This is a genomic window from Deinococcus frigens DSM 12807 (genome assembly GCF_000701425.1).
Lineage (GTDB): Bacteria > Deinococcota > Deinococci > Deinococcales > Deinococcaceae > Deinococcus > Deinococcus frigens.
Genome location: NZ_JNIW01000011.1, coordinates 21,654 through 45,810 on the forward strand (window position 1 = coordinate 21,654; position 24,157 = coordinate 45,810).

Annotated in this window: 25 protein-coding genes; 15 read left to right on the forward strand and 10 right to left on the reverse strand. The window is 64.2% G+C overall.

The window, feature by feature from the left end; genetic code table 11:
- The first annotated feature begins 60 nt into the window (after positions 1-60).
- Both sucC and sucD read left to right on the forward strand, forming a co-directional pair.
- Positions 61-1,209, forward strand: a complete 1,149-nt coding sequence (gene sucC, locus Q322_RS0105875) for an ADP-forming succinate--CoA ligase subunit beta (protein WP_029476836.1) — start codon at positions 61-63, stop codon at positions 1,207-1,209.
- Positions 1,210-2,115, forward strand: coding sequence for a succinate--CoA ligase subunit alpha (gene sucD, locus Q322_RS0105880; protein WP_029476837.1), 906 nt, complete (start codon positions 1,210-1,212; stop codon positions 2,113-2,115).
- Positions 2,116-2,178: 63 nt separating this feature from the next.
- On the opposite strand, the gene Q322_RS21610 is transcribed toward sucD, so the two are convergent.
- Complete coding sequence (locus Q322_RS21610) at positions 2,179-2,790, reverse strand: MerR family transcriptional regulator (protein WP_029476838.1); 612 nt, start codon at positions 2,788-2,790, stop codon at positions 2,179-2,181.
- On the opposite strand from Q322_RS21610, the gene Q322_RS0105890 reads away from it, so the two are divergent.
- From Q322_RS0105890 to Q322_RS0105905, 4 genes are all read left to right on the forward strand, one after another.
- Complete coding sequence (locus tag Q322_RS0105890; protein ID WP_029476840.1) at positions 2,789-3,472, forward strand: CPBP family intramembrane glutamic endopeptidase; 684 nt, start codon at positions 2,789-2,791, stop codon at positions 3,470-3,472. The genes Q322_RS21610 and Q322_RS0105890 overlap by 2 nt on opposite strands.
- Positions 3,473-3,606: 134 nt before the next feature.
- On the forward strand, positions 3,607-4,176 hold the full coding sequence (locus Q322_RS0105895; RefSeq protein ID WP_029476842.1) for a hypothetical protein: 570 nt from the start codon (positions 3,607-3,609) through the stop codon (positions 4,174-4,176).
- A gap of 166 nt (positions 4,177-4,342) precedes the next feature.
- Positions 4,343-5,044, forward strand: coding sequence for an alpha/beta fold hydrolase (locus tag Q322_RS0105900; protein ID WP_245593159.1), 702 nt, complete (start codon positions 4,343-4,345; stop codon positions 5,042-5,044).
- A complete protein-coding gene (locus tag Q322_RS0105905) occupies positions 5,041-5,790 on the forward strand; it encodes an alpha/beta fold hydrolase (protein ID WP_029476844.1) in 750 nt (249 codons plus the stop codon). The genes Q322_RS0105900 and Q322_RS0105905 overlap by 4 nt, the downstream gene beginning before the upstream one ends.
- 95 nt (positions 5,791-5,885) lie before the next feature.
- Here Q322_RS0105905 and aspS read toward each other — a convergent pair whose 3' ends face one another.
- The 3 genes from aspS to Q322_RS0105920 all read right to left on the reverse strand — a co-directional run bounded on the left by aspS (position 5,886) and on the right by Q322_RS0105920 (position 9,362).
- Positions 5,886-7,616, reverse strand: coding sequence for an aspartate--tRNA ligase (aspS, locus tag Q322_RS0105910; RefSeq protein ID WP_029476846.1), 1,731 nt, complete (start codon positions 7,614-7,616; stop codon positions 5,886-5,888).
- A gap of 46 nt (positions 7,617-7,662) precedes the next feature.
- A complete protein-coding gene (gene hisS, locus Q322_RS0105915) occupies positions 7,663-8,955 on the reverse strand; it encodes a histidine--tRNA ligase (RefSeq protein ID WP_029476848.1) in 1,293 nt (430 codons plus the stop codon).
- Positions 8,956-9,074: 119 nt separating this feature from the next.
- Positions 9,075-9,362: an IPT/TIG domain-containing protein gene (locus tag Q322_RS0105920; RefSeq protein WP_342667655.1), complete on the reverse strand. Its 288-nt coding sequence runs from the start codon at positions 9,360-9,362 to the stop codon at positions 9,075-9,077.
- Positions 9,363-9,482: 120 nt separating this feature from the next.
- On the opposite strand from Q322_RS0105920, the gene Q322_RS0105925 reads away from it, so the two are divergent.
- The gene (locus Q322_RS0105925) at positions 9,483-10,439 is read left to right on the forward strand and encodes a diacylglycerol/lipid kinase family protein (protein WP_029476850.1); all 957 of its coding nucleotides are present in this window, start codon (positions 9,483-9,485) and stop codon (positions 10,437-10,439) included.
- Positions 10,440-10,853: 414 nt separating this feature from the next.
- On the opposite strand, the gene Q322_RS23145 is transcribed toward Q322_RS0105925, so the two are convergent.
- Together Q322_RS23145 and Q322_RS24445 are read right to left on the reverse strand one after the other, a co-directional pair.
- Positions 10,854-11,264 carry a hypothetical protein gene (locus tag Q322_RS23145; RefSeq protein ID WP_156952910.1) on the reverse strand — a complete coding sequence of 137 codons (411 nt, stop codon included), beginning with the start codon at positions 11,262-11,264 and terminating at the stop codon, positions 10,854-10,856.
- A gap of 12 nt (positions 11,265-11,276) precedes the next feature.
- Complete coding sequence (locus tag Q322_RS24445) at positions 11,277-11,825, reverse strand: polymorphic toxin type 47 domain-containing protein (RefSeq protein ID WP_156952911.1); 549 nt, start codon at positions 11,823-11,825, stop codon at positions 11,277-11,279.
- Positions 11,826-11,950: 125 nt separating this feature from the next.
- Between Q322_RS24445 and Q322_RS0105940 the strand changes: the two genes are divergently transcribed.
- A complete protein-coding gene (locus Q322_RS0105940) occupies positions 11,951-12,997 on the forward strand; it encodes a tyrosine-type recombinase/integrase (RefSeq protein WP_029476853.1) in 1,047 nt (348 codons plus the stop codon).
- Here Q322_RS0105940 and lnt read toward each other — a convergent pair whose 3' ends face one another.
- On the reverse strand, positions 12,998-14,488 hold the full coding sequence (gene lnt, locus Q322_RS0105945; RefSeq protein WP_029476855.1) for an apolipoprotein N-acyltransferase: 1,491 nt from the start codon (positions 14,486-14,488) through the stop codon (positions 12,998-13,000). It abuts the gene before it with no gap.
- A 76-nt stretch (positions 14,489-14,564) separates the two neighbouring features.
- On the opposite strand from lnt, the gene Q322_RS0105950 reads away from it, so the two are divergent.
- Positions 14,565-15,269: a metallophosphoesterase family protein gene (locus Q322_RS0105950; RefSeq protein ID WP_029476856.1), complete on the forward strand. Its 705-nt coding sequence runs from the start codon at positions 14,565-14,567 to the stop codon at positions 15,267-15,269.
- 84 nt (positions 15,270-15,353) lie between these two features.
- Positions 15,354-16,295, forward strand: a complete 942-nt coding sequence (locus Q322_RS0105955) for a LysM peptidoglycan-binding domain-containing protein (RefSeq protein ID WP_245593160.1) — start codon at positions 15,354-15,356, stop codon at positions 16,293-16,295.
- Positions 16,296-16,350: 55 nt separating this feature from the next.
- Here Q322_RS0105955 and Q322_RS0105960 read toward each other — a convergent pair whose 3' ends face one another.
- Positions 16,351-17,508: an alanine--glyoxylate aminotransferase family protein gene (locus Q322_RS0105960; RefSeq protein WP_029476859.1), complete on the reverse strand. Its 1,158-nt coding sequence runs from the start codon at positions 17,506-17,508 to the stop codon at positions 16,351-16,353.
- A gap of 190 nt (positions 17,509-17,698) precedes the next feature.
- Here Q322_RS0105960 and Q322_RS0105965 point away from each other — a divergent pair, with 190 nt between their 5' ends.
- The 5 genes from Q322_RS0105965 to Q322_RS0105985 are packed head-to-tail and all read left to right on the forward strand — an operon-like array spanning position 17,699 to position 22,468.
- Positions 17,699-18,400: an HAD family hydrolase gene (locus tag Q322_RS0105965; protein WP_029476861.1), complete on the forward strand. Its 702-nt coding sequence runs from the start codon at positions 17,699-17,701 to the stop codon at positions 18,398-18,400.
- Entirely contained in the window at positions 18,400-19,374 is a 975-nt protein-coding gene (locus Q322_RS0105970) for a dipeptidase (protein ID WP_029476862.1), read from the forward strand. Before Q322_RS0105965 ends, Q322_RS0105970 begins: the two co-directional genes overlap by 1 nt.
- Positions 19,375-19,401: 27 nt before the next feature.
- A complete protein-coding gene (locus Q322_RS0105975) occupies positions 19,402-20,268 on the forward strand; it encodes a C40 family peptidase (protein WP_029476864.1) in 867 nt (288 codons plus the stop codon).
- Positions 20,265-21,284, forward strand: coding sequence for a dipeptide epimerase (locus Q322_RS0105980; protein WP_415831122.1), 1,020 nt, complete (start codon positions 20,265-20,267; stop codon positions 21,282-21,284). Before Q322_RS0105975 ends, Q322_RS0105980 begins: the two co-directional genes overlap by 4 nt.
- Complete coding sequence (locus tag Q322_RS0105985) at positions 21,281-22,468, forward strand: Gfo/Idh/MocA family protein (RefSeq protein ID WP_245593161.1); 1,188 nt, start codon at positions 21,281-21,283, stop codon at positions 22,466-22,468. The genes Q322_RS0105980 and Q322_RS0105985 overlap by 4 nt, the downstream gene beginning before the upstream one ends.
- 70 nt (positions 22,469-22,538) lie before the next feature.
- Here the strand turns inward: Q322_RS0105985 and pdxT are convergent, their stop codons facing one another.
- Both pdxT and pdxS read right to left on the reverse strand, forming a co-directional pair.
- Complete coding sequence (pdxT, locus tag Q322_RS0105990; protein ID WP_156952912.1) at positions 22,539-23,126, reverse strand: pyridoxal 5'-phosphate synthase glutaminase subunit PdxT; 588 nt, start codon at positions 23,124-23,126, stop codon at positions 22,539-22,541.
- 16 nt (positions 23,127-23,142) lie between these two features.
- Positions 23,143-24,039: a pyridoxal 5'-phosphate synthase lyase subunit PdxS gene (gene pdxS / locus Q322_RS0105995; RefSeq protein WP_029476870.1), complete on the reverse strand. Its 897-nt coding sequence runs from the start codon at positions 24,037-24,039 to the stop codon at positions 23,143-23,145.
- Positions 24,040-24,157 lie beyond the last annotated feature (118 nt).

Below are 24,157 nucleotides of genomic sequence, written 5' to 3' on the forward strand. Positions count from 1 at the left end.
GACAAGATCAGATTTTTTGAGAACGGGCCTGCTCAGGCCGCCCCCCAAGGAGGGAGAAACGTGAAGCTTCACGAATATCAGGGCAAGGAAATCCTGCGCCAGTTCGGCGTGAATGTGCAGGAGGGACGGGTCGCCAAGACCCCCGACGAGGTGCGTCAGATCGCGCGCGACTACGGCCAGTCCGTGGTGGTCAAGGCCCAGGTGCATGTCGGCGGGCGCGGCAAGGCGGGCGGCGTCAAGTTCAGCGCAGACCCCGATAAGGCCTTCGAGAACGGCGAGAAGATCCTGGGCATGGACATCAAGGGCCTGACCGTCAACAAGGTGCTGGTGACCAGGGCCGTGGATATCGACGCGGGCGTCGAGTACTACATCGGCATGATCGTGGACCGCAACGTCCAGAGCTTTACCCTGATGGCCTCCGCCGAGGGCGGCGTGGACATTGAAGAGGTGGCCGCCGAGACCCCCGAGAAGATCGTGCATTACCGCGTCGATCCCATTACCGGCCTGCGCCCCTACGAGGCCCGTGAAGTCGCCATTCAGGCCGGCTTCAAGGGCAACCTGAACAAGATCGCCGACATGATGGTCAAGCTCAGTCAGGCGGCGCTGGAACGCGACGCCGTGCTGGTGGAGATCAATCCGCTGTTCGTCGATGCCAGCGGCACCCCGATTGCACTGGACACCAAATTCGAGATCGACGACAACGCCATGTACCGCCACAAGGACCTGGCCGACTGGCGCGAGATGGAGGCCGAGCACCCCCTGGAAATTGAGGCCAGCAAGTACGGCTTTGCCTACGTCAAGCTCGACGACGGCAATGTGGGCGTGCTGGGCAACGGCGCGGGCATCGTGATGACCAGCTTGGACGTGGTCAACCGCGCCGGGGCCAAGCCTGCCAATTTCCTGGACATCGGCGGCGGCGCAAAGGCCGAGATCGTCTACAACGCGGTCAAGCTGGTCAGTAAGGACAAGGACGTCAAGGCCATCTTCATCAACATCTTCGGCGGCATCACCCGCGCCGATGAGGTGGCCAAGGGCGTGATTCAGGCGCTCCAGGACGGCATCCTGACCAAGCCCGTCCGGATGCGGATCGCCGGGACGGCTGAGGAAGAGGCCAAGGCGTTGCTGGCCGAGGTGAACAGCCCGCTGATCCAGATGTTCCCCAACATGTTCGATGCCGCCGCCGAAGCTGCCAAGGAGGCGAATAAATAAATGGGAATTCTCGTCAACAAAGACAGTAAGGTGATCGTCCAGGGCATGACCGGACGCGAGGGCGCCTCACACAGCCGCGCCATGAAGGAATTCGGCACCCAGGTCGTTGCGGGTGTGACCCCCGGCAAGGGCGGCCTGGACTTCGAGGGCTGGCCGATCTACAACTCGGTGGCCGAGGCCAAAGAGGCGACGGGCGCGAACGTGTCCATCATCTTCGTGCCTCCCGCCGGGGCTGCCGACGCCGTGCTGGAAGCCGCCCACGCGGCAATTCCTTTGATCATCCTGATCACCGAGGGCGTGCCCACCGTGGACATGATGAAGGCCGTGCAAGAAGTCAAGGCGCTGGACGCCCAGAGCCGTGAACACGGCGGCGAGGGCGTGCGCCTGATTGGCGGCAACTGCCCCGGTCTGGTGACCAACGGGGAAGCCAAGGTGGGCATCATGCCCAACAAGATCTACACCCAGCCCGGACGCATCGGCCTGATCAGCCGCAGCGGCACGCTGACCTACGAGGCCGCCAAGCTGCTGAACGACGCCGGAATGGGAACGTCCACCACCGTGGGCATCGGCGGCGATCCAGTGATCGGCACGACCTTCGCCGACGTGCTGCCCATGTTCGAGGCCGACGACGGCACCGACGCCATCGTGGTCATCGGCGAGATCGGCGGCGCGGACGAGGAAGCGGCGGCTGAATACATCAAAGGACATATGAAAAAGCCTGTCGTGGCCTTTATCAGCGGGCGCAGCGCCCCGGCAGGCAAGCGCATGGGCCACGCTGGAGCCATCATCATGGGCAACGTCGGTACTCCCGAGAGCAAGCTGGCCGCCTTCAAAGACGCGAGCGTGCCGGTGGCCGACACCATGCCCGAGATCATCGATCTGGTCAAGGCCGCGCTACACCAGTAATTCAAGACTTTTGACGGGAGACTGCCGGTGTGCTGGCAGTCTCCTCTGCGTTTTTTCTGACGGTCAGCCGCCGAACTGCTTCATGGCCTGATTGACCTGGGCCGCCATGTGCAGCGTGACCAGCAATTGATTGCTGAGATAGGTTCCAATCACCACATCATGAACGAGCAGCGCGCGGCTGCCCTGAGTTCGCACCAGGCCGAGTTCCGTCTGCGTGACCTGCCCGGCAGCGGCAAGCCAGGGGGCCAGTCCGTCCGGGTCTGTCGGAGCCTGGCCCTGGTGAAGAATACCCAGCAGATGGGCCAGTTGCCCGAAAACGGGGGACCGCTCCGGCACTGTCCAGTCGAGCGCCGTCAGCAATTGTGCCGCCAGCTCCCGCTCCTGGGCCGTGACTTTGCGTGTTGTCAATATGGAAGAGTGGGCCATTGCCACCAGTTGCGGAATGGGAACAGCCTGATCGTCTACGGCACCGAGCAACCGCTTGATGGTGGCAATCGGAAGCTGGGCCGTATCCTGCAAATTGCGAATGATTTCCAATCGCTCGACGTGGCTCTCGGTGTAATCGGCGTCGCGTGGACCGGTGGCACGCCCCGCAGGCAGCATGCCCTCGCGCAGGTAGTACTTGATGCTGGCAGTACTGACTCCAGTGGTTTTCGAAAGTTCGGACATCTTCATGGCTGTTGACATTCTGGCAGTCATGCTGGGCGCGGCGGGAACGGCGCTGTATCTGATGGGTTCTCAGCCAGGTGCGGCGGGAGTCGTCCAGCAGGTTCAGCCCGTGACACTGGTCTATCCTTTCTTTGCCCTGTGGCTGGCCGTCATGTACGTTGCCCGTCGGCAGTGGCGGGCGGTCTGCCCACAGCGGCTGAGCGAATTCACGGCAGCCCGCTGGGGCCTGTTCCTCGTCCCTTTGCTGGTTGTGGTGATCAACCTCTTCAGCCAGCGTCCCGCGCTGCCGCAGAGCGTGGCCCACCTCATTTCCCTGATTGCTCTGGCCGGATTGGTCGGCTTCGTCGAGGAAGGGCTATACTGGGGCCTGTTCATGAAGTGGCTGCTGCCGCGCGGCGTGATGACGGCGGTGCTGGTGTCATCGGTGGCCTTTGCCCTGACACACGCCCTGAATCTGCTGGGCGGCCAGAGCGTGGCCGCGACGGCCATGCAGATCGTATTCTCATTGCTGTTCGGCACGGTGGCGGCCCTGCTGCGCCTGCGGGCGGGTTCGTTGCTGCCGCTGATGCTCTGGCACGCCACCTTCGACCTGGTCAGTTTTCTGGGCACGGCCAGACACGAGAACCCTAGGGTTGTTGGCTTTGAACATCGTTGTATTGGCTATCTACGTAGGGGCGCTGTGCTTTAGAGGTACGCCCACAGCCGCCAGTCATCCTGACGCGTGCCTCTTTCGCTCCTGAACCTGTTGCACCGGGCGGCTGATCTGGATTTTCCCAGCGAGGAAGTCACCTCCAGATCAGCCGCCCGCCGTACACTGAACCCATGAACATCCGTCGTCCGCTGTCTCTGGCGCTGGGGCTGACCTTGGCTTCAGCCTCGGCCCTGACCGTCACGGGCATGGTGCAGGGGGGCGTGACGCCGGAGACCCGTATTGGCGGTTTTGCGGTCACGCCGTTTGGGCAGCCAGTGCAGGAGTTAGTCAGCGCTTCGCTTAGTGGTGGCAAGTTCCGACTCGACGTTCCCACGGGCGCACCCTCTGGTCGCGCTCAGGCCGTGCTGACCCCGCAGAACGTGTCCTGGCCGGGAGTGACTGATCCCGTGCAGATCAGCGCCGCAGCGTTTGCGGGTGAACTGAAATTTTTTACCTATCGTGATCTCAACGGCAATGAGCGTCATGATGACAACGAGGCGTTAACCGAGGCCACCGTGATGGTGGGCAAGGCGGCGCTGTTCATTCCCTGGGTCAGTGCAGACGTGATGGTGACCGCCAACAAGGGCTATCTGGCTTCTCTGAGAAAAGGTTGGAACGCTGTCTTGGTCGAGGTAGGCCGTACAGTCAATGTTCAACCATATCCGAGCGGTACTGAAGTTGTTATCTCTGTCGGAAGATGAATAACCGAATCTATTTTTCACGAATTGGATTTATCGTGAAATGATTCACTTAATCAATACTGTGCAATGAGAACTGTGGAATAGAGGAGATGGGGCAGCCACCTAGATACGGCGCGCTATGCTGCCCGCTGTGTCCAGCGGCGTGTATGAACGGTCAGGAGTGAGGATGCATTACCGCGTCACCGGTGAGGGTTCACCGATAGTGCTGGTGCATGGTCTGAGCGGCTCCGGGCGCTGGTGGCGCAGGAATCTGAAGGGCCTGTCGCAGCGTCACCGCGTCTACTCCCTGGACCTGTCCGGCTACGGCACCGCCCGCCGTCAACGCGCCCTGTCCGTCCGTGAATGTGCGGCCCTGATCGCCAGTTGGCTGGACGCCGAGGATCTGCGCGACATCACCCTGATCGGTCATTCAATGGGCGGCCACATCTGCATCCGCGTGGCAGCCAGACACCCGCAGCGCATCGCGAATCTGGTGCTGGTCTGCGCCAGCGGCTTGCTCAAGGCCAACGCCTACCGGACCGCCCTTAATCTGCCGCGCGCCCTGATCACCGGGCGCAAACGTTTCGTGCCGCGTATCCTGACCGACGCCCTGCTGGCCGGGCCGCTGAACTTGTGGCGCAACGCCAGCGATCTGCTCAAGGACAGTGTGCAGGATTGCCTGCCCCTGATTACCTCCAGAACCCTGGTGGTCTGGGGCGAGCGAGACGCCCTGGTGCCGCTGCCGCTGGGCGAAATGCTGGCCCGCTCGATTACCGGAGCGCAACTCAAGGTCATCCCGCACGCCGGACATGTGGTGATGGTGGATGCGCCTGAGGCATTCAACGCCGCCGTGCTGGAATTTGTCGGTGGCCCGCAGGCTTCCGGGTGAGTGGGGGCCACGCGCTGTACCTGGATGTGGGTGGCCTGTCCACCCATGCCTGGGTGCGCGGCAGCGGACCACCGCTGGTGGTCGTGCCCGGCCTGGGCTGCGCGTCGTGGATGTACGTGCGCCTCACGCGTGAGCTGGCGCGCAGCCGCACGGTCTACGTCTACGATCCTCCCGGCCACGGCCACAGCGACGGCCTGCGTCACCTGCCGGACTGCATCGAACAGCTTACCGATCATTTGGCGGCCTGGCTGGAGACGGCGGGTCTGAGGGGCGTGCCCATCTTCGGACATTCGTTGGGAGGAGAAGTGGGCTTCGATCTGGCAGCCCGCTACCCACAACACGTGGGCGCACTGATCGCCTGCGCGCCCACCGGTATCCCTGAAAACCCCAGCGTTTCTGCCCAGCTCGTGAGATTGCTGGTGGACTTGCCCCGCGAAAGGATTGGCCTGCTGGTTCCTGCCCTGCGGGCCTACTCCCGTTGCGGCGTACGCCGCATGCTCAAGCTGGCCCAGGATCAGGACAATCACGACACTGGCCGTCTGCTGTCGCGAATCAGGGCACCGACGCTGCTTGTCAACGGGATGTCTGACTCAGTGGTCCGGCTCTGGACAGTGGACGCCATCCGCAAAGCGGTCCCCTCAGCTTATGTCTGCGAAATAAAAGGCGGAACCCACGCCCTGCCCGACGTTTTTCCACGTACGGTGGCGCGGTATACGCTGGATTTTCTGGAAGCAGTCGGACAATAGTCCACAAATATTTCACAATCTTCAACTATTGTGACTTTATTCACTAATACTACAAGGTTGCCAGTGCAGAACCCGTGATCAGCTTCTCTCCAAATCTAATCCTGGAGCAAGTCCAGCCCCAACTCTGTCAACTGGGCTGCCGAAACAGGGGAGGGGGCCAGGGCCATCAGGTCTGCGCCACGGTTGTTCTTGGGAAAGGCGATGACCTCGCGGATGCTGGTGGCCCCGGCCATGACCATCACAAGCCGATCAAAACCCCAGGCGATGCCGCCGTGCGGGGGCGTGCCGGATTCCAGCGCGTCCAGAAAGAAGCCGAACTGCCGCCGCGCTTCCTCGGGGGTCAAGCCGATGGCCGCGAACATCTGCTGCTGCACTGCCGGATCGTGAATCCGGATGCTGCCGCCGCCGATCTCGAAACCGTTGAGAACCAGATCGTATGCCTGTGCGCGAATCTCACTCTGCCGCCCGGTGCCGAACAGTCCGGCGTCATCCGGGTGCGGGGCGGTAAAGGGATGGTGCATGTAGGTCCAGCTCGCGCGGTCCTCGTCGTATTCCAGTTGGGGGAAATCGGTCACCCAGGAAACATGAAACTGCGGGCCAGCCGAGGCCAGAGCAAACAGATCGCGCAGGCTCAGGCGCACCGCGCCCAGCGCCGTGGCCGCCCGCTTCCACTCGCCTGCCGCGAAGAGAAGAGTTCCACCGTCCTGCACCCCCGTCTGTTCCAGGAGCGCCGCCGTCTGCTGTGTCAGGAACTTGCTGATGCCCCCCGTGAATCCGTCCCCGTTGCGCCTAGCCCATGCCAGCCCCCGCGCGCCATTCTGCTTGGCCACCCGCTCCAGCTCGTCGATCTGCTTGCGGGTCAGTTCCGGCGCGACCAGCACCTTAACCGCTCCGGCATCTGCAAAGGCGGCGAATTCGCCGCCCGAAAAAAGGTCCGTCACGTCCATAAACTCCATCCCGAACCGCAGATCGGGCTTGTCGGAGCCGTAGCGGTCTATGGCATCGTGATAGCTCAGGCGGGAAAAGGGGAGAGGCAGGTCCACGTCCAGCACAGTCTTGAAGACGTGCGAGAGCAGCCGCTCCTGCAACTCCAGCACGTCCTCCTGATCCACGAACGACATTTCCATATCGAGCTGCGTGAAATCCGGCTGGCGGTCCGCGCGCAGGTCCTCATCGCGGAAACAGCGGGCAAGCTGGTAGTAGCGGTCAAAACCGGCGATCATCAGCAGTTGCTTGAACAGTTGTGGACTCTGTGGCAGGGCGTAGAACTCGCCAGGGTTCAGGCGGCTGGGCACCAGGAAATCCCGCGCGCCCTCCGGCGTGGATTTGGTGAGCATAGGGGTTTCCACGGCCACGAAGCCCTCGGCGTCCAGAAAGGCCGTGACCGCCGCCGTCGCCCGGCTGCGGAGCATCAGCGCCCGCTGCATCTCCGGGCGGCGCAGGTCCAGATAACGGTACTTCAGGCGAATATCCTCGGCCACCTCCGCACCCTTTTCCAGCTCGAAGGCAGGAGTCTTGGCGGTATTCAGCACCTTCACTCGCAAGGCAATGACCTCGTAATCCGCAGCCAGGCCCTTGCGCTGATTTTCGGGGCGCAGTTGATAGGCCCCTTCAATCTCGGCCACGTACTCGGCCCGCAGACGGTCTGCCTGGGCAAAGGCGGGAGAATTCGGCTCCACCTGCACCTGAATCAGGCCACTGCGGTCCCGCAGTTCCAGAAAGATCAGGCCGCCCAGATCGCGGCGGCGGTTCACCCAGCCCTGCAAGGTGACGGTTTGACCGGCGTGGGTGGGGGAGAGGTGGCCGATCATGGCGGTGCGTTTCATTGGGACTCCTTCGGAGGGGATGCGGTGAGCGGAGCCAGAGAGGGGATCAGTTCGCGCCTTCGAGGAACGCCGCCAGCTCCGAGACCCTGATGACGCGCTGCTCGCCACCCCTCAGATTCTTGAGGCTCAGGGTGCCGTTCTCGACTTCCTGTGAGCCGAGCAGGGCGATCCAGCGCACGCCCCGGCGTTCAGCGTCCTTAAAGGCGCTGCCCGGTTTCATGGCGCGGTAGGCGAACTCGGCGCGGGCCACCGCGCGGGCGTCTACCACAATCTTCGCGGCGTGTGGAACGTATTCCTCATCCAGGGCGACAACGTAGAGCAGCGGCCCCTCGCCCTGAGGCAACTTCACGCCCTCTGCTTCCAGCGCCAGCAGCAGCCGCTCAACACCAAAGGCCCAGCCGATGCCCGGCACCTCTGGCCCGCCCAGCACCTGGGCCAGCCCGTCGTAGCGCCCGCCCCCCCCCAGCGCGGATTTTGCGCCCACACCCTCATGGTGCAGCTCCCAGGCGGTGCGGCGGTAGTAGTCCAGCCCGCGCACAATGCTGGGGTCCAGGTTATACGGCACGTCCCAGCCCTTCAGGTGGCCCTGCACAGCTTCAAAGTGCGCCCGCGCTTCCTGACCCAGGAAGTCGAGCATGGGTTTCACAGCCAGCTCGGCAATCAACACCTGATCGCCCTCGCTCTTGCTGTCCAGAATCCGCATGGGGTTGCGGGTCAGGCGGTCCCTGGAGTCGTCAGAGAGGCGGTCAACGTGAACCGTGAACAGCTCGCGCAGATAGGCGTTGTACGCCTTACGATCCGCCGGATCGCCGATGCTGCCCAGCTTGACGCGCACTTCCTTTAAACCCAGTTCGCGCACCACGTCCACCATTAAAGCAATCGCCTCGGCGTCCACCAGGGGATCGGCGCTGCCCAGCACCTCGTAATCCACCTGATGGAACTGACGGTAGCGGCCCTTCTGCACGTTCTCGGCGCGGAAGATCGGCCCCGAGGTCCACAGCTTCAGCGGCGTGGGCAATTGCTTGAGGCCATTCTGGAGGTACGCCCGTACGATGCCCGCCGTTCCCTCGGGGCGCAGAATGAATCCGCCGTGATCGCCGAAGTAGTAGACCGTGAACATCTCCTTGCGGACGATGTCGGTGCTGTCGCCCACGCCGCGCCTGACCAGTTCGGCTTCCTCGAAGATGGGGGTGTCGATCCTGGCCGCCCCGGCCCGCTCCAGCACGCGCCGCGCCGTCTCGGTCAGCCAGCCGTGCGCGGCGGCGCTGGTCAGGGGTGAGAGTTTCGGGCTGCCCGGCGGCAGCAGATCGTTGGTCCCCTTGGGGCGGGTAATCGCCATAACCTGCGGAGTCTAACGGAGACTATGGGTCCGGGGGTCAGAGGGTTAAAGATGACGCGGCAAACAGGGGAGAGGCCGCCTCCCCCACCGTGGGAAAGGCGGCCTGCTGGCGTGAGGGTTTACTGGCGGACGCTGTAGGGCAATCCCGTGGACTGCTTGCCCGCGACTTCCACGAACAGCCAGCTTCCGCCCACCGGGGCGTCGGTGGGGATGGTCAGCACGACCTCGCTGTCGGTCCAGGACTGAATGGCGGCGGCGGGAAAGCGGTAGCCGCCCTTGCCCGTTTCATCGGCCCCCAGGCGAACTTGGCCGGTGGTGGGACCGCCCAGGTAACGGCCCTGGATGGTGACCTGGCCGCCGCGCATGGCCGCCCCGGACACCTTGATCAGCACCGGTGTGACCGTCACGAACCGGTTTGTAGTTTGTGCAGGCGCGCAGGACACGAGCGCCCCAAGCATGAGTGAAGAAGCAACCAAGAAACGCATCATAGCAACAGCCTCCGACTTCACAGTCTAATGACCGCCAAGATGACAGGTCAAACCTCCCCCCCCAGCCCCCCCAGCAACCCCAAGCCCCAGCGTGTGCTGGTGATCTTCAATCCCAAGAGCGGAAAGGGCGACAGCGAGCTGCCGGAATTCGTATGGCGGCTTCAGGAGGGCGGGGCCGAGGTTACCCAGCGCGAGATGAGCCGCGAGACACCGCTTGAACGGCAGGTCGAGGATGTCGAGGACTTTGACGCGCTTGTCGCGGCGGGTGGCGACGGCACCGTCAGCAGCCTGGCCTACATCACCCGCAGCAAGGGCGTGCCAGTCCTGGCCTTTCCCGCCGGCACCGCCAACCTGATCGCGCAGAATCTGGACCTGCCCACCACTGCGCCGGAATTGGCCGCCCTGGTACTGAACGGTCACAACATCCAGGTGGATCTGGGCGAGATCGAGGTGGGCGGGGAGAAGAAGGGTTTTGCCATGCTGGCCGGGGCCGGGGCGGACGCGGCCATGATCCGGGACAGCGAGGACTTAAAGGAGCATTTCGGCGTGATGGCCTACGTCCTGAGCGCCATGAAACAGCTCAACCCCAGGAAGACGACGTTCAAATTGACCCTGGACGGGCAGGAACGCGAGTTCGAGGGCATCGGCGTGATGGTGGCCAACTTCGGCATGGCCAATTACCGCATGCCAATCACCACGGACATCAATCCCAGTGACGGCCAGTTTACGGTGGTGCTGCTCAAGGCGGGCAACCTGTTGCGCCTGATTCCCAACCTGATCGACTCGTTGCGCGCCAAGCTGAATCTGGGAGATCCGATGTTCAGCGGCAACCTCGAAACCCTGAACGCCCGCGAGATCACCGTGGACGCCGCCGATCCCTTTCCGCTGCAATACGACGGCGAACTGATGGTGGAAACCACACCGTTCACCGCGCGCATCCTGCCCGGAGCGGCGCGGTTTATCACGGCGGCCCGGGAGGAAGAGGTGGAGACATAGGGAGAGAAGCAGAATCACGTCCGCTTCTCAATCCTGATACCCACAGTCCCCTCCATCTGTCAGTCTCAACCCAAGGCGTTCCCTGACACCTGTCAGGATAGATAGAGGTAAGGTGACTTCAGATGGACACCTGAACGGCGTGTTTATCGTGTCGCGCGTCTGTCCATTTAGGGTGTACTTCAGATGGACGATAGAACCGAAAAGAAGGGTAGAGGATTGAATGTCTGAAGATAAGGCCACCGAGGAGAACGCGCAGCAGCTCCAGAATCTGAGGCTGCCGCGCTTCGTCAGTAGGGGTTTGGGCTGTAACAGTGACCAATCAGACTGGGGAGAACTATCGTCGCAGGTGAGTGGTGACGCCGGGGTAGGGAGGGGAAGCTTGGAGACAGGGGGTGATTGGGAAAGCCAATGCCGCTAACCAGATACGCTTGAGACACCTAGCCTAACCAACATGAGCATATCGTGATCATTAAAACTAACTATAATTTCTAGATCAATAGGTGAAATATAGAAAACGAATCCCGTCGTTTCTGCTAGTACCGATTCTAAATCATTCGGGCTGTCAAATTTGAAGACAGAAGTTTCATTATGCTCGTCGAAATATAGATAGACAGGTGCCTCATGTATGAATTTACTGATTTTTTTCCATCCTTGAGGGTCATGTATAGCTATTTCCGGTGAAAATTGCTCCCAATAAGGCGTTTGGCTCTTGTACATTTTAAACTTTTCGACTATACGATTGTGGAACTCCGCTGATTCTGCTGGTGGCATTTCTAAGAATTGAATGCCAAGAGTGTCCGAAGCCTGTCTAATCTCTTTTGCCACGTATCCCATATTTCACCTGTTGCAAGTCACAAGATCGAGAAGAATGTGTCCACGAACGGCACCGCCGCTTCCGCGTTTTCCTGCGGTTTGATAACCAACGTGAGGCACTTCCGGCCCATTCTTTGAGTGGGGCCAATCTATGTTGACCTCAGCTCCCGCATGCTGCCCAGTAGTAACACGCCACTCAACGGGGAAGGATTTACCTTCTGCTGTCTTTCCCCATCTAGTGATTTCAAATTGATCTCGCGGCACACCAATTCTTCTGAAAGCCTCATTCACAGCATCACTTTGCGCTAATCCAGATCCACGCAAATCAAGGTCAACTTTTGAATTGTATGTCCATCCGTTCCCTGCCGATCTACTGTTTGCACCTGGGGTAGTTGGCCCACCCTGGTTATGAACGAGCCACCCTTCCTGCCCCACATAGTACGTATGCGCTTCACTGACCGTAAGATTGAACATCTCCCGGGTCTGCTGGACGGTGACGACATTGGCGATCACGCCCACGGTGCCATCGGCCAGCTTGATTTTATCCCCGATCTTGAGGTGGCCTGCGCCCACCCACTGTACCCCCAGGTCCGCATGGCCTTGAGGCTGAGGCCGGGGCGTGAGAGGCGTGACGAGACTCAGGGTAGAAACGGCAATTTATGTCCTATAATTTCACTTATGGGATATAGGACGGGAACTTGACAGGAGAAGCACTGGTCCTGGCCTCACGCTGGTCAAACGCCGCCAACCGTCGGCGCGAGGGCTTGCGGGCCGCGCATGAGCAGAATGCTGAGGCTCTGGCTGATCTGCTGGTGACTTACATGCGCCTCAAATCCAGCCGAGGCGCACGCGTCAGCCAGATGACGCTGGACCACTACTGTGAATCGCTCCGGCGTTTCCTGGCGTTCACCGGGCCACCCGAGTCGCCGGAGCGGGCGCTGAATCAATTGACCGCCGAGGACTTCGAGGTCTGGCTGCTGACCATGCAGCAGACTGGTCTGGCCGCCTCCAGCATTAAGCGCCATTTATACGGCGTGCGGAACCTGATGAAAGCGCTGGTCTGGGCCGGGGCCATTGCCAGCGATCCCAGTTTCGGGGTACGGCCTCCCAGTGACACAACACCAGCACATGCCAAGAAACAGGCGTTGTCCGTAGCGCGGTACACGGAGTTACTGGCTTTGCCTGCTGCCCTTCATCCTAACGACACCTTGCACGCCCACCGGGACACACTTTTACTGGAACTCGGCGGGAGCCTGGGCCTGCGCGCAGCAGAACTGGTAGGGCTGAATGCGGTGGACGCGGACCTGAACGAGAGGCAATTGCGAGTGCTGGGCAAGGGGGGCAAGGGGCGCATGGTTCCGATCACGGCGCGGGTGGAACGCAGCCTGCGCCACTGGTTAATGTCGCGTTCAGCTCTGGAAGCAGCAGGCAAGCTCAGGACCGAGGCGCTGCTCGTTTCATTGAGCGGACGGAACTACGGCGGCAGACTGACCACCAAAGGCGCACGTACGATTGCTGCCGTCTATTACCAGGCGCTTGGCCTGTCACCAGAACTGTGGGGACTGCATACCCTTAGGCGCACAGCAGGTACGCATCTCTACCGCGCCACGCGTGATCTGCACGTTGTCGCGGATGTGCTGGGCCACGCTTCGGTCAACACCTCGGCCATCTACGCCAAGATGGACACGGAAGTCAGGCGCGAAGCTATGGAAGCGATGGAGCGTTTGCGCGATCCACAGGACTGATCACCTCCGCTCCCGCCGGTCCACCCGCACCCCATATCCGATCATCCCCAGCGCCAGCAGCAGCGCGGGCCAGTCGCCCAGGCGGTTAAAAAGCGTCCGTCCACTCAGCAGTCTGGGCCGCACGCTTAACGCCTGGGTCTGATTCCCGCTGGCAAGAATGTCCACCGGCTGCCCCAGATCGTTGACCGCCCCGGCTACCCCCCTGTTCACGCTGCGGACCAGCCAGCGGCGGTTCTCGATGGCGCGCATCCGGCCCATCATGAAGTGCTGCTGCACGCCCCAGCCGCTGTACCAGCCGTCATTGCTGGGATTGACCAGAAGTTGCGCGCCCTGGCGGGTCAGGCTGCGGGCCACCCAGGGAAACACGCTGTCATAGCAGATATACGCGCCGTACTGAACGCCGTTTAAGGTCAGTGGATGGACAGTCTGGGCCGGAGCCATGTCACGCAGCTTAAAACCCAAGACATTTTCGATGACACGGTAAATGGACCGTAAAGGGCCGTTGTATAGCACAAAATATTCGCCGAAAGGCACCAGTTTGGCCTTTTCTTCTCTGGAGGTGATCTGACCCTGAGCGTCGATAGTGACGGCACTGTTCCGTTCTGGACGTTCACCGTAAGGCGTTCCCAGCCCACTGATCCCCAGTCCAGGGAACAGAGGCAAAATAGTCTGCACTCCAGAAGCAGTTAATGCTGTTTCGCTCCAGACCACTAATTCTCCAGGCTGCCGGTTTCTAGAGGCTTCGAGCTGGGAAGCGAGCTGCTCCTCCGGCGTCAAGTCTCCAACAGCCCGTCCAAACGAATCGAAGTCCGTTCGCAGCACCAGCATCGGCTGCACCGGACCCTCGCCCGCCGTGCGGGTCAGGCCGTAGGCAAGGGCGGCGGCCCAGCACAGCGCGGCCAGGAGGACCGGGCGGCCTCTCCCCTGCCTGTTCAGACCCCAGCCGCCCACCCACAGCCCGGCCAGCGCCGCCGCCGTGCCCGCCACCAGCACGCTGCCCAGCAACACGCCCCCCAGGTCCGCAATCTGAATGACAGGCGTGGGGAGCAGGGTATAGCCCAGCGTGGGCCAGGGAAAGGCCAGCGGTCCCAGGAAGCGCGTCCATTCCAGCACCACCCAGCCGCCCGCCAGCGCCCACACGCGGGCCAGCGGTGAGCGGACCAGCCGGGTCAGCGGGTAGGCCATCACCGCCAGGAACAGCCCCTCCAGCACGAACAACGCAAAGGCCAGCACGCCCGCCGGGGGAAAGCTAAAGATCTTGCCCAGAAAGGCGGTCAGCCACCACAGGTGTACGGTGAAGTAACCCACGCCCGACCAGAACAACCGGCCCGGCACGCCTTCCACCGTGCGGGCGCTGGCGGCGTAGGCCAGTACCCCCGATAGGGGGAGAACGCTCAGAACGCTCCACGGCAGGGGCAGGCCGCACAGGCCGAGAAGTGCGCCCAGCAGCAGGGCCAGCAGGGGTGGAGGAAGGGAGAACACGCCCGCCATGATAGGGGGCGGCAAATGAAAAGATCAGGCCGTTCGCCCGCCCCTGGACCGGACGGCAGGTTAAGATAAAAACACCTTGAGACTGGCCTTTATCAGCGACATTCATGGAAATATCCACGCCCTGACGGCGGTCAGGCGCTTTCTTACTGGGAATGCGGTCCACGGGGTGATCGTGGTGGGCGATCTGGTGGGCTACGGCGCGTCGCCAGGGCCGGTAATCGACGCTGTCGTGCGTGAGGGCTGGTCTACTGGCCTGGGGTCCAGCGACATGCGTGTCGCGATTGATCTGGGGGGCCGCGAGGAACGGCGCGGCGTGGCCGATCAGGTGCTGACCTGGACCAAGACGGTGCTCACGCCCGAGCAGACCGACTTCCTGCGCCGTTTGCCGCCTGGTGGGCGCATCATGACCCCGGTGGGCCGGGTGCGCTATTTCCACGGCAGTCCCCACGATCCCGAACAGCGCCTGGACCTGATGGCGGATAAGCGTGAGCTGGAGGACCTGGCCGAGACGCTGGGCGCGCGGGTGATCGTGGTGGGCGGCTCGCACGTGCCGTTCAGCCGGGTGATCGGCGACACCACCTTCGTCGATCCGGGCAGCGTGGGCCTCAGCCTCAACCACGAACCCGGCGCGGACGTGGTGATCGTGGACTGCGCCGGGCGTAGGCCCAGCGTCTCGCTGCACAAGGTCACCTACGACTACGCCTCCAGCGCCTTCGACATCATGGCCTGGGGATTGCCGCCGGTGATCGCGGACGTGATCAAGACGGGGCGCATGGGTTAAATCAGGCCGCGAGACCCTGCACGCGTGAAGCGGGGCGGAATTCTTCACACGTCCTTAACCCGCAGCGGTTTATGGTGACGGGGAATGATCGAGCAACCGACGAACGCGCCGCCCAGCAGGCGTCTGGCCCCACTGGGGCGGCTTCTGGGAACGGCCCTGATGCTGTGGGCCGGAGGGTGGGCCGGGGCCATAGCGCCTCAGACCTACACGGTCAAAAGTGGCGACACACTGTTCCAGGTGGCAAGGGCAGCGGGTCTCTCAGTCCCGGCCCTGCTTAAGCTCAACAGCCTGAGCGGGACGGCGCTGCGGCCAGGGCAGGTGCTGCGGTTGCGTGCATCTGTAGTTCCGCCCGCGCAGCCGCCGCAAAGACAGGTAAAAGTGAAGCCGCCGCCGCTGCCGCCCGGCACGCCGCGCCCCGATCCGGTGCAGGTGCGGGGGCCGTCCAAATGGCAGACGCCGCCCCCGGCCACCGTCACCAGCTTTATCGGCTGGGCACTGCCTGGGACGGATTCCCCATTCGGCAATGAGCTGCCGATGCGGACATACCTGCCGGGCCTGGGCTTCAGCTTCCAGACCCAGAACAACTGCGGCCCCAGCGCGCTGTCCTCGGTGCTGGGCTTTTTTAAGGTGCAGATCGCTCAGAACGTCATTCAGCGCACCGCACGCCCGGACGGCGGCTACATGCAGATCAGCGCCATAGCCCCGGAACTCCAGAAATTCAGGTTGCGGACCCTCTCGGTGCGCGGCGGGCAGCTCTTGCAGATCAAACGGCTGCTGGCGCTGGGCATTCCGGTGATCGTGCTGCAATGGTATGAACGGCCCGGCGAGGTGCCGCACTTCCGGGTGGTGCGCGGCTACGACGATCAGGCCGGGCTGGTGTGGGTCAGCGACAGCATGGTGGGACCGCTGGCCTACATGAGCTACCACAGCTTCGATGCCCTGTGGAATACACAGTCGCGCCAGATGTTCCCGGTCTATCCCGAGGGCTACGACAGGCTGGTACGGCGACTGGTGGGCCAGGGATAACGAAGCTGGAGCGGCTGGTTGTGGCTGTATGGCAGTGGCAGGACTTCGCCCCGCCTCAGGCCAGCACGCCGTCCAGCGCCTCGTCGAATCTGGCCACCAGACCGCGCTCGCCCAGCAGGTCTTCCAGCGCCGTCATCAGCGCGCGGTACGGGGCGGGGCGGGCCGCCTCACCCATCAGCCCCAGCCTCCAGATCACGCCTGCGGTGGGTCCGAGGCCGCCAGTCACGCTGATCTCCCGTGCCCGCAGTGCCTGACGCACGCCCGCGTCGTCGAAGCCCTCGGGTAGTCTCAGCGCCAGCACGGTGGGCAGGCGGTCCCCGGCACGGCGCACGTAGGGCGAGAAGCCCAGCGGCTTCAGCGCGCTCAGAATGGCCCCACCCACCTGCTGCACGCGGCGCTGACGGGTCTCCATCCCTTCCTCCAGCGCGGCCTGCAACGCGGCGTGAAAGGCGAAATGCAGGTTGACCGGCACCGTGTGGTGGTAGGTGTGGCGGGTCCAGTAGTCGCGCAGGCCCTCGAAGTCGCAGTACCACAGCGGGGTGGGGGTGCGGCGCGCGGCGTAGCGGGCCAGGGCGCGTTCGCTGATCGCCACCGGGGCCACGCCGGGGGGCGCGCTCAGGCACTTCTGCGCGCCGGTGTAGGCGTAGTCCACGCCCCAGTCCTGCATGTAGAAAGGTTCCATTCCGGCAGTGGTCACGGTGTCCACCGTCAGCAGCGCCCCGGTGCCGCGCACCAGTTCGGCAATTGCGGGCACCGGATTCAGGACGCCGGTGCTGGTCTCGCCGTGGACCACCGCCACCATGCGAACGTCGCCCGCCTGTTTCAGTTGGGCGGCCACGTCCTCTGGCCGGATTGCCTGGCCCAGCGGGGCCGTGACCAGCCGCACCCGCGCGCCGTAGCGGGCCGCCATCTCGGCCATACGCCGCCCGAAGCTGCCGTTGGCGCAGACCAGCACCTCGTCGCCCTCCTCCACCAGATTGGCAAATCCCGCCTCCATGCCCAGGCTGCCGGTTCCGGCCAGCAAGGCGGTGAAGCACTCGGGTTCCGCACCGTACATCACGCGCAGATCGGCCTGGATCTCGCGGTTCAGGGCGAACACTTCCGGGTCCATGTGGCCCAGCATCGGGCGGGTCATGGCGTGCATGGCGCGCGGGTGGATCGGGGTGGGGCCGGGGGTCAGCAGGATGTGTTCGGGATAGGCGTCCAGGGGCATGGCTAGAGAATAGAGTCTAGAGATCGCTTTAGCAATCCTGTTGCGTTTGATCCTCACAAAATTTGAGAAGAGACACTAAAATTGCTAAAACTTTCTGAAAACATGCCATTCGAGCTGCCTGCTCCCAACTTCAGGCATAATTCAGTTCGCCGTCATCTGTTCCACGATCAAACCCACTAGGATTGGCGGCATGACCTCCACGCCGCCGCTTCCTGCCGTCTCGCTCAAAGCGGTCCTGTTCGACCGGGACGACACCATCGCCTACACGGACCGCGAGGTGTATGGCGAGGCCGCGCGCTGGGCCGCCGGGGAATACGGACTGGAGGCCCGCGCGGTGGGCGAGGCGATGCTGGGGCAGTGGCAGGCGCGGGCGCTGACGTGGTGGGACCTGCGCACCGAGGACGACGAGACGGCCTTCTGGGAGAGGTACGGCCTGGAGCTGGTGGAACGGGTGGGTTTGCCGGCCTCCGACGCCGAGCGGTTCATGGCCGAGTATCCCTACGAGCGTTTCATGAAGCCCGTGCCGCACGCCCGCGAGGTCTTGCAGGGGTTGCGTGCCCGTGGCCTGAAGATTGGCGTGCTGAGCAACACACTGCCCAGCATCGACCGCACGCTGGAGCAGGTGGGGCTGGCCGATCTGGTGGACGTGGCGGTGGCGACGTGCGTGGTGGGCGTCCACAAGCCGGACGCGGGAGCGTTCCTTCATGCTGCGGGGGCGCTGGGCGTGCGCCCTGCTGAGGTGCTGTTCGTGGACGACAAGCTGGAGAACGTGGCCGCCGCCCGCGCGCTGGGCATGCAGGGCAGCGTGATCGACCTGCGCGGCCATGAGAAGGACGCCATTCACGACCTGCGCGCGGTGCTGGACCTGGTCGGCGACGTGGTGCGCGGCTGATGCTGATCGACGGGCATCTGGACCTGGCCTACAACGCGCTGATTGGGCGCGATCTGACCCTGGACCTCGAATCCCTGCGGGCGGGCGATCCGGTGCAGGGGCAGACCGCCACCACCACTTTTTCGGAGCTGCGGGCGGCGGGGGCGCGGGTGTGTTTCGGCACGCTGTTTGCCGCGCCGCGCACGCCCGATTCGCCAGGCGGCTATACCGATCCCGCCGGGGCGCGGGCGCAGGCACTGGCCCAACTGGACGTGTACCGCCGCTGGGAGGACGACGGTTTTATCCGGCTGCTGCGCTCCGGGACCGAGGTCACGGCGCATCTGGCCGACACCGGCGCACCGCTGGGCGTGGTGCTGCTGATGGAAGGCGCGGACCCGGTGCGGGACGCCGACGATCTGCCGTTCTGGGTGGACGCGGGCGTGCGGCTGATCGGCCCGGCGTGGGGGGGCACACGTTATGCGGGCGGTACGGGTGCGCCGGGGCCACTCACCGACGCGGGCAGGGCGCTGGTCACCGCCATGCGTGACCTGGGCATCGCGCTGGACGCCTCGCACCTGGACGACGCCGCGTTCCGGGAAGCCGCCAGGATCGGGCCGAGGATGATCGCCTCGCACTCCAACTCACGCGCGCTGGTTTCCGGCCACCGCCACCTGAGCGACGAGATGGCCCGTGCCATCGCCGATCAGGACGGCGTCATCGGGCTGGTGTTCCTGAGTCAGTTCATCAAAGAGGGCGCGGAAACGGGCGCGACTCTGGACGAGCTGGCCGCTCACGCCTGCCACTACGCGGAACTTATCGGCTGGGACCGGGTGGCCATCGGCAGCGATATGGACGGCGGGTTCGGGGCCGAGAAGACGCCCGTGGGAATCGGACGGTACGCGGAGTTGCCGCGCTTTCTGGACGGGCTGCCCGGCGAGCACCGCTCGGGGGTTGCGGGCGAGAACTGGCTGCGCTGGCTGAGGGCGTACCTCTAGCGCCCGTTTCCCGCTACCCTGTTCCACATGCTCCTCCCCGATCCCCGCACCCACGCCTATCTCGCCAATACCCGGCTGGCCGAGGAAGCCCTGCGTGGCCAGCTTGGCGGGGGCGACTGGACCTATGTCTCCCCGCGCCCCAGGGCCGCCGCCGCTCGCCTGGGCCTGCGCGCCCGGCCCCGCCCCGACGCCCCGCAGGTCACCGAGGCGCTCCCCGGCGAGGCGCTGGAACTGCTGTGGGAAGGTGCAGACGGCTGGGTCTACGTCCGCACGGTGCATGACGGCTACCTGGGCTGGACTCCGGCGGACGGTTTGACGGAGCTGCTGAACGGCGAGACGGCGGGTATTACCGTTCCCCGTGCCCACGCCTTTGCCAGACCGAGGGTCAGCCAGCCCATCGTGGCGGAACTGTGTCTGGGAGCCAGGGTGAAGCGCACGCCGGATGATCTGGTGATGGAAGGCGGGCGGCGCTGGGCGCGCGTGTGGTGGCGCGGCGACAGCGACGGCTGGGTGGGAGAGGCCGCCCTCTCCCCCACCCTTGACCCGGACCCGGCGGCGCTGGCCCTGCGCTTTCTGGACGCGCCGTATGTCTGGGGCGGGCGCAGCGCGTGGGGGCTGGATTGTTCGGGGCTGACTCAACTGGTGTTTGGCACGTTCGGCCGGGCCATTCCCCGCGACGCCGATCAGCAGCAGCGGGCGCTGGAGGCGGTCACGACGCCCCGGCGCGGCGATCTGGCCTTCTTTCCCGGTCACGTCGGGCTGATGCTGGACGCGCGGCAGATGGTCCACGCCAACGCCACGCATATGCGCGTGACGGTGGAAACTTTCGGCGAGGGCGACTACGGGCAGCGGCTGGCAGCGAATTGCAGCGGGTTTGGGCGGTGGACCCCGTGAGCGTCAGTTGGGAGACGCTGGAACTGCACACCGCCCAGCCCTTCGGCATCGCGCGCTGGACGCACAGTGTCTATCCGCGCACGGTCGTCACCTTCACGCAGGACGGCCTCTCGGGGCGCGGCGAGGCGGCCCCCAACGCCTTTTACGGCGAGACGCGGGGTACGGTGGAGGCGGTGCTGCCCCTGCTGGCCGGGGCGCTCACTGATCTCTGGGACTGGGACGGTTTGCACGAACGTCTATCGGCACGGATGCCGCAGGGCCACCCCTCGGTCAAGTGCGCGCTGGAGATGGCGGCGCTGGAATACTGTGCCGTCTCGGTGGGCCTGCCGGTCTGGACACTGCTGGGCCTCTCCCCCGCCCCGTTGCCCCGCAGCAGCTTCACGGTCAGCCTGGCCGGGGTGCCGGAGATGCGGCAACAAGCGCGCGAGGCGGTGGGGGCCGGGCACACGGTTCTCAAGGTCAAACTGGGAACGGCGCGCGATGAGGCCATTCTGGGAGCCTTGCGCGAGGAGGTGCCCGACGTGGCCCTGCGCGTGGACGCCAACGCCGGCTGGACGCGCCCGCAGGCCAAACGCATGCTGGGCGTGCTGGACGCCGCCCGCGTGGAACTGCTGGAACAGCCCCTGGCGGCAGGCGATCTGGCAGGCCACGCCGAACTGCGCCGCCTGTCGCGCGTGCCGCTGGTGGCCGATGAAAGCCTGCACCACGTCCGCGACGTGACCGCGCTGGCCGAGGCCTTTGACGGCGTGAACCTCAAGCTCGCCAAGCTGGGCGGACCGTTGCAGGCGCTCGCGGCGTTGCGGCTGGCCCGCGCCCACGACCTGAGCGTCATGATCGGCTGCATGATCGAGAGCAGCCTGGGCATCGCCGCCGCCGCGCATCTGGCTGGACTGTGCGACTGGGCCGATCTGGACGGGGCCTTGCTGCTGGCCGACGATCCGTTTACCGGGCTGGACTGGACGGCGGGCGAGCTGGCCAGGCCGCCGGGGCCGGGCTGGGGGGTGGAGCGGCGTTGAATGGCATTACCGTCGCCATCATCGGCTGCGGCAACCGGGGCGGCGATGTGTACGCCCGTCATCTGGCCGCGCTGGGCGCACGCATCACGCATCTGGTGGACCCCCGCGCCGCCCGTCTCCTGGAGGTGGCCGCCCGGCATGGGCTGGGACCACCGGTCTGTTTCTCCGACTGGGACGCCTTCTTTGCGCTGGGGCGGGTGGCCGACGCGGTGGTGATCGCCACGCCGGACGATCAGCACGTCGGGCCATGTCTGGGGGCGCTGGCGCTGGGCTACGACGTGCTGCTGGAAAAACCGGTCTGCTTGCAGGAGGCCGAGTTGGACCTGCTGCTGGCCGCCGAGGCCCAGTCTGCCGGGAGCGTGACCGTCTGTCATGTGCTGCGGGCCACGCCGTTCTTTCAGGAGGTCCGGCGGGTCCTGGACTCCGGGCGGCTGGGGCGCTTGGTGGGCATCCAGCACGCGGAGAACGTGGCGTACTGGCATTACGCGCACTCCTTTGTGCGGGGCAACTGGCGGTCCTCTCCTCCAGCGGCCCCCTTCGTGCTGGCCAAGGGCTGCCATGACCTCGATCTGCTGCGCTGGTTCGCGGACGCGCCGCCGTCACGGGTGCACAGTCAGGGCGGTTTATTCCACTTCCGCCCGGAGAATGCACCCCCCGCTGCCTCGGACCGTTGCGTGACGTGTTCGGTGGTGGGGTGCCCCTACGATGCCCGCCGCATCTACGCTTCTTTCCCACAGGAGATCTGGCCCAATACAGTGTTGACCGCCGGGGGCCAGAGTCTGGGTGAGGCGCTGGCGACGGGTCCATACGGCCAGTGCGTGTATCTGGGACTGAACAATGTCGCCGATCATCAAGCCGTGAGCGTCACCTTCAAGAACGGGGTGACTGCGCAGTTGACCGTCAGCGCCTTTACACACAACAGCACCCGCACCCTCAAGCTGATGGGCACACATGGCGAGTTGCGCGGTCAGATGGAACTCGGCCAACTGGAGCTTCACGATTTCCGGGATGGGGCAGTGGACCGCTGGACGGTGGACGTGGGCGGCAATCACGGCGGCGGGGACAGCGGGCTGGTGCGGAGCTGGCTGGCCTTTCTGCATGGTGAGGCTGAGGCTCCCACTCCCCTCTTCGAGTCGCTAGACTCTCACCGCATGGCATTTGCGGCTGAACATTCGCGATTATGATGGAAGATGACGTGCAACTCATGCACGTGAAATGATTCACGATATATCTTGCTCGTGAAATTTAGATTCTCTAATTTGCCACGATCTCTCTTCGGCTGACCAGTGCTACAAAATATTCGTGCAGGCGCACGTCTCCTGTCAATTCGGGATGAAAGGCTGTCGCCAAAACACGGTCCTGGCGCAGCAACACCGCCTGTCCCTCCCACTCGGCCAGAACCGTCGCGGTTCCCACCTCGCTGAAGGCGGGGGCGCGGATAAAAACGGCGGGAAACGGCGCGTCCAGTCCTTGCACGAGCAGTTGGGCGGCAAAAGAATTGATCTGCCGCCCAAAGGCATTGCGCTGCACGGTGGCGTCCAATAGCTTCAGACTGTCCTGCTGGCCGCCAAATTGCGGGGGCGCGCCCCGGACCTCGCGGGCCAGCAGAATCGCTCCAGCGCAGGTGCCCCAGATGGCCCCACCCTCCATATAGAAGGCGCGGATCGGCTCCCACAGCGCGTATCCCGTCAGCAGGCGGGCCATCGTCGTGCTCTCTCCGCCAGGCAGGATCAGGCCGTCGAGTCCAGCAAGATCGGCGGGAAGGCGAACCTCCTGCACCGTGATTGCCAGCGATTCCAGCAGGCGGCGGTGTTCGCGGAATGCGCCCTGAAGAGCCAGCACGCCGATTCTGAGCGGTTTACCAGCCACGCGAGGCGAGCCGCTCGGCGGGGATCAGCTCGTCGATGTTGATGCCGGTCATGGGTGCGCCCAGATCCTCGCTGATCTCGGCCAGTACCTCGGCATTCTGGAAGTGGGTCACGGCCTTCACGATGGCCTGCGCGCGGCGCTCGGGATTATCGCTCTTGAAGATGCCGCTGCCCACGAACACGCCGTCCAGGCCCAGCACCATCATCAGGGCGGCGTCGGCGGGCGTTGCAATGCCCCCGGCGGCGAAGTTGACCACCGGCAGTTTGCCGTTCTGATGGACGGACTTGACCAGCTCATAGGGGGCCTGAAGGTCACGGGCCACCGTCATCAGTTCCTCGGCGGGCCGGGCCTGGACGGCGCGAATGTCGCCCAGCACGGTACGGGCGTGCCTGACGGCCTCCACCACGTTGCCGGTTCCGGCCTCGCCCTTGGTGCGGATCATGCTGGCCCCCTCGCCCACGCGGCGCAGGGCCTCGCCCAGATTCTTCGCGCCGCAGACGAAGGGCACCTTGAACTCTGTTTTGAGGATATGAAACTGCTCGTCGGCGGGGGTCAGCACTTCGGACTCGTCGATGAAATCCACGCCCAGCGCCTGCAAGATCTGGGCCTCGACGATGTGACCGATGCGGACCTTGGCCATCACCGGAATCGTGACCGCCGCGATGATTTCCTTGATCATCTTGGGATCGCTCATGCGGGCCACGCCGCCGTCCACGCGAATGTCGGCGGGCACGCGCTCCAGAGCCATCACGGCTGTTGCGCCTGCCGCCTCGGCAATGCGGGCCTGGTCCGCCGTGACCACGTCCATGATCACGCCGCCCTTGAACATCTCGGCGAAACCGAAGTTGAGGTGGGATTGGGCAGCGGTGGGATTTGATTCGCTCATACACCGAGCATAGGCCACAACTGCCCCCACTGATAGGGCTAGAAACATGGAGTGTCTGGGGTCAGATGTGGAGAAAAGAGCTGGAGTGGTCGGCACTTTTGGGTCAGCCGATCAACCG